Source organism: Burkholderia sp. Ax-1720, from assembly GCF_011753035.1.
In the GTDB taxonomy this organism is placed as follows: domain Bacteria; phylum Pseudomonadota; class Gammaproteobacteria; order Burkholderiales; family Burkholderiaceae; genus Burkholderia; species Burkholderia gladioli.
The window spans coordinates 1-8,363 of record NZ_VWWK01000246.1; the positions used below are offsets into that span (position 1 = coordinate 1).

8 protein-coding genes are annotated in these 8,363 nt (G+C 69.8%); all 8 read right to left on the reverse strand.

The genetic code is table 11. The features are described 5' to 3' along the window. A partial coding sequence (gene xylB, locus F3J18_RS34025; RefSeq protein ID WP_166916485.1) for a xylulokinase occupies positions 1-957 on the reverse strand: 957 nt, incomplete at its 3' end. After that, positions 954-1,889 carry an AraC family transcriptional regulator gene (locus F3J18_RS34030; RefSeq protein WP_029951112.1) on the reverse strand — a complete coding sequence of 312 codons (936 nt, stop codon included), beginning with the start codon at positions 1,887-1,889 and terminating at the stop codon, positions 954-956. The genes xylB and F3J18_RS34030, both read right to left, overlap by 4 nt. 48 nt (positions 1,890-1,937) lie before the next feature. Next, positions 1,938-3,098, reverse strand: a complete 1,161-nt coding sequence (ugpC, locus tag F3J18_RS34035) for a sn-glycerol-3-phosphate ABC transporter ATP-binding protein UgpC (RefSeq protein WP_166916487.1) — start codon at positions 3,096-3,098, stop codon at positions 1,938-1,940. A gap of 3 nt (positions 3,099-3,101) precedes the next feature. Next, positions 3,102-4,136, reverse strand: coding sequence for an NAD(P)-dependent alcohol dehydrogenase (locus F3J18_RS34040; RefSeq protein ID WP_166916489.1), 1,035 nt, complete (start codon positions 4,134-4,136; stop codon positions 3,102-3,104). A gap of 10 nt (positions 4,137-4,146) precedes the next feature. Beyond that, the gene (locus F3J18_RS34045) at positions 4,147-4,959 is read right to left on the reverse strand and encodes a carbohydrate ABC transporter permease (RefSeq protein ID WP_036029128.1); all 813 of its coding nucleotides are present in this window, start codon (positions 4,957-4,959) and stop codon (positions 4,147-4,149) included. Beyond that, positions 4,947-5,873, reverse strand: coding sequence for a sugar ABC transporter permease (locus F3J18_RS34050; RefSeq protein ID WP_166916491.1), 927 nt, complete (start codon positions 5,871-5,873; stop codon positions 4,947-4,949). Before F3J18_RS34050 ends, F3J18_RS34045 begins: the two co-directional genes overlap by 13 nt. Further along, positions 5,857-7,131, reverse strand: coding sequence for a sugar ABC transporter substrate-binding protein (locus F3J18_RS34055; protein WP_166916493.1), 1,275 nt, complete (start codon positions 7,129-7,131; stop codon positions 5,857-5,859). Before F3J18_RS34055 ends, F3J18_RS34050 begins: the two co-directional genes overlap by 17 nt. Positions 7,132-7,342: 211 nt before the next feature. Beyond that, on the reverse strand, positions 7,343-8,363 hold a 1,021-nt coding region (locus tag F3J18_RS34060; RefSeq protein ID WP_166916495.1), incomplete at its 5' end, for a PLP-dependent aminotransferase family protein.

Sequence of the window (8,363 nt, forward strand, 5' to 3'; positions counted from 1 at the left end):
TCGCGCCGCCAGCTCGGCGGCGCTGCCGCCCTGCGCGCGCGCGAGCCAGTCGAGGCTGGCGGCGGCCGACAGGATCACGCTCATCTGGTGCCAGCGCCCCGGCAGGCAGTGGCAGAAGGCGTGCACGGCGGCATCGGGGTTCGGCGCGAAACGCTCGTTACCGGCGAACAGCACGCCCGAGGTGCCGAGCGACAGGAAACCGCCGCCGGCCCCGGTCACGCCCATGCCGATCGCCGAAGCCGCGTTGTCGCCCGCGCCGCCGGCGATCGTGACGGGCCCGGCGATGCCCCACTCGCGCCGCAGGCTGTCGCGCAACTGCGCGGCCGCGGCATTGCCCTCGACCAGCCTGGGCATCTGCTCGACCGACAGGTCGCTGGCGGCCAGCATGCGCCCCGACCATTCGCGACGCGCGCAGTCCAGCCACAAGGTGCCCGACGCGTCCGACAGGTCGGAGACGAACTCGCCCGACAGGCGCCAGATCAGGTAGTCCTTGGGCAGCAGCACCTTGTGGATCGCGCGGAACACGGTCGGCTCGTACTTGGCGAGCCACAGCAGCTTGGGCGCGGTGAAGCCGGGCATCGCCATGTTGCCGGTGATGGCGCGCGACTCGGGCACCAGCGCCTCGAGCTCGACGCATTCGGCGCCGGCGCGCGTGTCGTTCCACAGCATCGCCGGGCGCAGCACCTGCCCGGCGCGGTCGAGCAGGGTCGCGCCATGCATCTGCCCCGACAGCGCGATGCCGCGCAGCGCGGCGAAACCGGCAGGATGCGCGGCCCGCACCGCGGCGATCGCGTCGAGCATCGCATGCCACCAGGCCTGCGGGCTCTGTTCCGACCAATGCGGATGCGGCCGGTCGAGCGACAGCGGGGCCGAGCCGGTCGCGAGCGGCACGGAATCGGCGTCGGTGAGGAGAAGCTTGACCTCGGAGGTGCCGAGATCGATGCCGAGGAAAGTCACGGATGCAGTGTCCTGTCTGGAGAGCGCCGCGGCGGACGCGGCAGGTCCGGCGCCTCGTCGCGGCTGTACGGTGTATTGAGCCGATGCAGGTCGCGGAACTTCGAGGGCGGCACCTGCTTCATGGCGAGGAACTGCCGATTGAAATTCGACAGGTTGTTGAAGCCGACGCGATAGCAGATGTCGGTGATGCTCAGCTCGGAGAACATCAGCAGCTCGCAGGCCTCGTTGATGCGCAGCCGGTTCAGGTAGCGCACGAAGGTCGAGCCCGTCTGGCGGCGGAAGAAGCGCGTGAAGGTGCTCACGCTCATGCCGGCGAATTCGGCCACGTCGGCCTCGCGCAGCACGCCGGGCAGGTTCTGGCGCAGGTAGGACAGCACCTGGTTGAGGGTCGAGGACATGTAGTGCTGCGCGTCGATCCGGTAGCCGGGGCCGGCCAGCACGCGCCGCTCGCGGCAGGAGGACAGCCGGTCGAACAGCGACATCAGGATCTCGATGCGCCGGCAGCCGTGCGCATTCGCGAGCTCGAGCATCAGCGGCGCCACCGCCTGCCCGACGCGATCGGGAAACTGCACGCCGCGCGCGGCCTCGTCGACCAGCGCGCTCACCGGCTGCAGTTCGCCGAAGGTGTCGACCATCTTGTCGATCGCGTCGCGCGAGAATTGCAGCACCACGTCGCGCGACGGCACCCGCTCGCCCTCGGCCAGCTCGCTGACCCAGTTGTGGGGCAGGTTCGGCCCGGTCACGATCAGGTTGCCCGGGCCGAAATCGCCGATGTGGTCGCCCACGAAGACCTTGCCCCGCGAGGAGCGGATCAGGTGAATCTCGTACTCGGGATGGAAGTGCCACTTCGCGACCGCGTGCGGGTAGTCGTGCACCCAGGCGCGAAACGCGCTGTCCTGGTGGCTGGGGACGATCTCGAGATCCGGATTCATGTGCTGCTCCGTCTGCGGTTGCGCCGGCGTGCCATGGACGGGAGCCGGTCAACCCGCCGCGGCCAGCGCCGGCCCGGCCGCGTGCGCCTCGCGGCTCGCCTCCGGCAGCGCCAGGTTGCGCTCGGTGCCGGCGTCGAACAGGTGCAGCGCCTCCTCGTCGAAGCGCAACGCTAGCACGTCGCCCGGCGTGGGAGCCATCGGGGCCGGCACGAGGGCCGCCCACGACTGGCCCTGCCAGTCGAAGGTGACCAGCGCCTCGGCGCCGAGCAGCTCGACCAGCTCCACCGTGCCGGCCAGGCCCATGCTGTCGGCCGGCGTGCCGCCATCGGCCAGCCGCAGGTGGTTGGGGCGGATCGCCACCTTCACCGCCTGGCCCTCGCCCAAACCGCGCAACCCGGCCAGCCGCCGGGCCGACAGCGGCCAGCGCGCGCCGTTGCAGGTCAGCACGACGCGATTGCCGTCGCGCTCGATCGTGCCGTCGGCGAAGTTCATGGCGGGCGTGCCGACGAAGCTCGCCGCGAACACCGTGCGCGGCATCGCATAGAGTTCGGCCGGCGAGCCGATCTGCTCGATATGGCCGCCGCGCATCAGCACGATGCGATCGGCCAGCGTCATCGCCTCGAGCTGGTCGTGCGTCACGTAGAGCGTGGTGGTGGCGAGCCGCCGATGCAGGCGCTTGATGTCGCCGCGCAACTGGGTACGCAGCTTGGCGTCGAGGTTCGACAGCGGCTCGTCGAACAGGAACACCGCGGGCGTCTTGATCATCGCGCGCGCGATCGCCGCGCGCTGCTGCTGGCCGCCGGACATCGCGCGCGGCCGGCGATCGAGCAAGGCGTCCAGCCCCAGGATGCCGGCCACCTCGCGCACCCGGCGGTCGATCTCGCCGGCCGGCACCTTCAGGCGCCGCAGCCCGAAGGCGATGTTGTCGTAGACCGACATGTGCGGATACAGCGCGTAGTTCTGGAACACCATCGCGACGTTGCGCTCGCGCGAGGGCAGCTCGTTGACCACGGCATTGCCGATCACCAGCTCGCCGTCGCTGATCGCCTCCAGCCCCGCGATCATGCGCAGCATGGTCGACTTGCCGCAACCGGAGGGCCCGAGCAGCACGATGAACTCGCCGTCGGCGATCTCGAGGTCGAGCGGATGCAGGACGGCGGGGCCGCCCTCGTAGCGCTTCGACAAGGCCTTGCAGACGATACGTGCCATGGTTCAATCCATTTCGATCTGAATCTTCACGTCGCGCGGATGGGCGCTCGCGGCTTCCTCGAAGGCGCGGATGCCGTCCGAGAACGGGAAGGTCCGCGAGATGAACGGCTTCACGTCGATCGCCCCGGAGGCGATCAGCGCGAGCGCGCGCGGGAAGATGTTGGCGTAGCGGAACACCGATTCGATGCGCGCTTCGCGGGCCTGCAGCGCGACCACGTCGAGCGGCACCGCCTCGAGCGGCATGCCCACCAGCACCGCGCAGCCGCCGGGGCAGATCAGATCGACCAGGCCGGCGTAGGCGCGGGCGCTGCCGCTGGCCTCGAACACCACGTCGGCGCCCCAGCCGCCGGTCAGCTCGGCCACCGTCGCGGCCAGCGACTGCGTGCCGACCTCGACCGGGGTGACCGCCGGATTGCCGGCGAACAGCGCGAGCTTGTCGGGCACCAGGTCGGCCAGGATCACGCGCGCGGCGCCGCCCGCCAGCGCGGCCAGCGCGGTCATCGCGCCGATCGTGCCGGCGCCGATCACCACCGCGATGTCGCCGGGCTTCATGGCCGCCTTCTTGGCGGCCTGCAGGCCGATCGACAGCGGCTCGACGATCGCGCCCTCGGCAAACGAGACGTTGTCGGGCAGGCGGTAGGTGAAGGCCGCCGGATGCACCACGTAGGGCGCGAGGCACCCGTGCACCGGCGGCGTGGCCCAGAAGCGCACGGCGGGATCGAGGTTGTAGAGGCCGCGCAGCGTGGCCGGCGAATCAAGCCGCGGCACGCCGGGCTCCATGCAGACGCGATCGCCCACGCGCAACTGCGTGACCTCGGCGCCCACCTCCACCACCACGCCGGAGGCCTCGTGACCGAGCACCATCGGCGCGTCCACGCGGAACGGGCCGATCCCGCCGTGCGTGTAGTAATGAACGTCGCTGCCGCACACGCCGACCGTGTGTATCTTGATCCGGACATCGCCCGGTCCCATCTCCAGCGGCAGGTCGATGTCGCGCAGCGCGAGTTCGCGCGTGCGTTCGAGTACGAGCGCTTTCAAGGCATCCTCCTTATTTTCCCTTGACCATCGAATTGAGCAGGCGGCTGAGCATGCCGACGAAAACCAGCGGCGGCAGCGCCAGCAGGACCGTCGAGGCATTGATCACGCCCCACGGCACCTCCTGGCCCAGCGAGGTGAACGCCGAGGCGACCACCGGCAAGGTGGCGCTGCGCGACGAGGTCAGCGCGAGCGCGATCATCAGCTCGTTCCAGACCAGCACGAAGCTGAACACCACGCCGCCCAGCAGCGTGTTGGCGCAGACCGGCAGCGCGATATGCCAGAACACCGCGTAGGGGCCATAGCCGTCGAGCGCGGCGGCTTCCTCGATCTCGCGCGGCAGGCGGCGGAACACCGGGATCGACAGCCAGGTGATGGTCGACAGCGTGACCAGCAGGTAGGTGACGATCATCGACAGTTTGGTGTCGTAGAGGCCCAGGTCGACCCAGATCGCGATCAGCGGCACGGCGATCGCCACCGGCGGCAGGAAGCGCAGCGAGAGCAGGAAGAACTGGATATCGCGCTTGCCGCGCACCGGGTAGCGCGCGATCGCGTAGGCCGCCGGCACGCCGAGCAACGCGCCGAGCGCGACCGAGGCGCCGACGATGGCGATGCTGTTGCCCAGGCCGATCATCACCTCCGGGCTCGACAGCACCTGGCGATAGTTGGCCAGCGTCGGCACGAACAGGAAACGCGGCGTGGGCGTGACGATGTCGAGCAGGTGCTTGAGCGAATTGAGCACCGCCCAGAACAGCGGGAACGCGGCCACCAGCAGGATCAGGCCGCCGATCGCGACGGTGCCGCCGCGGGAAATCAGTCGTCCCATTTGTTGACCCTCTTCCAGATGAGCGTGAAGACCAGGGTGGTGGCGACCATCATCAGCACCGCCATGCTCGATGCATAGGACACCTTGCCGGCCAGCCCGATGCCCTGCTGGTAGGCATAGAGATCGAGCGTCTCGGTGCTGATGCCGGGACCGCCCTTGGTCATCACGTAGATCAGGTCGAACGAGCGCAGCGATTCGACCATCTTGATGAACACCAGGCTCACCAGCGGCACCTTGAGCATCGGCAGCGCGATATAGGCATGCACCTGCCAGGTGGACGCGTAGTCGAGCCGCGCCGCCTCCAGCGGCTCGGGCGGCAGCGTCTCCAGCAGCTTGAGGATCACCACCGCGAAGAACAGCCCCCATTGCCAGACGTCGACCAGCGCGACCGCGTAGAGCGCGAAGTGCGGATCGGCCAGGAAGGCGGTGTTGTCGACGCCGAGCGTGCCGAGCAGCCAGCTCAGGATGCCGGTGAGCGGCGCGTACATGAACTTCCAGATGAAGGCCGCCGACACGCGCGGCAGCAGCACCGGCATGATCAGCACCAGCGCGGCGAGCCGGCGCCAGCGGCCATGCACGCGCTCGAACAGGAACACCGCCAGCACGATGCCGACCAGCACCGCGCCCGCGACGGTGACCAGCTCCCACAGCACCGACACCTCGATCGCGTTGAGGAAGCGCCGGTCCGAGGCGAGCCGCACGAAGTTGCGCAGCCCGACAAATTCGCTGTCGGGATAGCGCAGCACGCGGTTGTAGAGCGCGAGCCGGATCGCGGCGACGGTCGGCACCAGGCTCAGGATCGCCAGCAGGGCGAGCGTCGGGGCCAGGAACACCCAGGGCAGGCTGGTGCGTTCGCGGCCCCGCCGCGCGGGAACGACCGGCCCCGGGCCGGCGAGCTTATTTGCGAGCGCCATGTTCGAGCGCGTCCTTGGCGTACTGGGCGGCGTCGTCGAGCGTGGCCTGCACGTCGGCCTGGGTGCCGGTGAAGACCTGCTCCAGCGCGATGCCGAGGTTGTCGCCGATATCGGGCCACTGCGGGGTGCGCCAGATGGTGACCTGGGTGACCGGGTTGGTGTCGTTCAGGCCGGCCAGGATCTGCGGCACCACGTGCTGCTTGAAGTAGGGGCTGGCGATCGTGCTGCTGCGGTTGTAGTCGCTGAACACGCCGTTGCGCAGCCGCGCCTGCTCCTGGTCCTTGCTGGTGGCCCAGGCGATGAAGCGGCCCGCGGCCATGCGCGTGCAGTCGTCCCTGGCGCCCACCGAGGAGATCGCGAAGCCGTGGCCGTAGGCGGCCGAGGGCAGCGGCGCGGGCGGGCGCGTATAACCGACCTTGCCGGCCACGCTCGACTTGCCGGGATCCTCCATCCAGTCCGCGAACGGCGTCGACTCGATCATGAAGGCGACCTTGCCCGAGCGGAACGCCTCCAGCGCGTTGCTCCAGTCGTAGGTGGCCGCGCCCGGCGGGGCGTACTTGAACAGCTCGCTGTAGAGCTGGGTGGCCTTCACCGCCGCCGGCGAGTTGAAGGCGGGCTGGCCGCTCTTGTCGGTCCAGGCGCCGCCCATGCCGAGCATGAACGGCGCCCAGCGCCAGACGTTCATGCCGGAGCCGCGCTGGCCGCGCGCCACCCAGCCGTACAGCCTGGGCGGCGCATTGAGCTTCTTGATCGCGGCGACCAGCTGGTCGAGCGTCTTCGGCACGGGGATGTGGGCGGCCTCGAGCAGGTCGCGGCGATAGAACAGGAAATCGCCCCCGCCGATCAGCGGCGCGAAGTAGGCCACGCCCTGGTAGCTGGCCACCGCGCGGCGGCCGGGCAGGAAATCGTCGTAGTCGTAGTCCTTGGGGTAGTACTTGAGCAGCGGCGTGATCCAGCCGGCCGAGGCGAATTCCGCGACGTTCGCCTCGTCGACGTAGTAGATCTGGTACGAGCCCGCGCCCGTCGAAGCGTCGAGGCGCGATTTCGCGCGGCGGTCGCTCTCGCCGAAATAGCTGATCTCGACGTGCGTGCCGCTCTGCTTCTCGTAGTCGGGCAGCGATTTTTCCATCACGGACAGGCCCAGGCTCTTCTGCGCGAGCACCCGCAGGGTCGGCACCTTGCAGACCTGCGCGCTCGCGATGCCCGGCAGACAGGCGCCCAGCAGCACGCCCGCCGCGACGAGTCGCATCTTGTTCATACGTGTCTCCTAGATTCTGCTTTGTTGGATCGCCGTCAGAACCGGCAGAGGCACTATAGGGTCGAGGCGGGCGCGCTCACTACGTCAAAACGCCGGGCGCGCCGATACTTTTTGGGCAGCCCTCGCGGGCAGGAGGCAATCGGGTATCGGCGGGAAAGGATGGGGGCGATGCGGGAGCAGCGTCCCGCGCCAGGGCGTGATGCCCGGGATGTCAGCCCGCCGCGCGCGCCATCGCGCGACGCAGCGCGGCATGGATGGCCGGCCGGTTGCTCTGCGAGGCGTTGAAACGCAGGTATCGCGTCGCGTTGCGCGACACGCTGAAGACATTGCCCGGCGCCAGCACCACGCCCTCGTCGAGCGCATGGCGCGCCACCACGGCTGCGTCCAGCCCTTCGGGCAGCTCGGCCCACAGGAACATCCCCGCGCGCGGCCGGATCGGCACCTCGAGGCCGGCCGCCGTCAGTTGCCGCAAGGTCTCGCTGCGCGCGTCGCCGAGCCGCGCGCGCAGGCCGTCGAGATGGCGCCGGTAGGTGCCGTCCACCAGCAGGCGATGCACCACGGCCGAACTGAGGCCGCCGTTGCCGAAGGTGGTGGCGAGCTTGAGGTCGATCAGCGGATCGATCCAGTCGCGCCGCGTGGCGATGTAGCCGCAGCGCACCGCCGCCGACAACGTCTTCGAGAAGCTGCCGATCGCGATCACGCGCGACAGGCCGTCGAAGGCCGCCAGCCGCGGCGCGGGCTCGATCTCGAAGTCGGCGAAGATGTCGTCCTCGACGATCAGCAGGTCATGCTCGGCCGCCAGCATCAGCACGCGATGCGCGACGGCCGGCGCCAGCGTCGCGCCGGTCGGGTTGTGGATCGCCGAGTTGGTTACGTAGAGGCGTGGGCGATGCTCGGCCAGCACCCGCGCGAAGGCTTCCGGATCGGGCCCGTTGGCGGTGTAGGGCACGCTGACCAGCCGCACGCGATGGGCACGCAGCAGCGCCTGGAAATTGAAGTAGCAGGGATCGTCGAGCACCACGGTGTCGCCCGGTTCGAGCAGGAAGCGGCACAGCAGGTCGAGCGCGTGGGTGCCGCCGTCGGTCAGCAGCAACTGGTCGGCCGCCGCCTCGATGCCGTGCTGCGCCAGCCGCAGCGCGAGTTGCTGGCGCAGCGCCGGCAGCCCGCGCGGCGCGCCGTAGTCTGCCAGGTCGACCTGCGCGTCGCGCGCCACGGCCCGCAGCGCGCGGCGC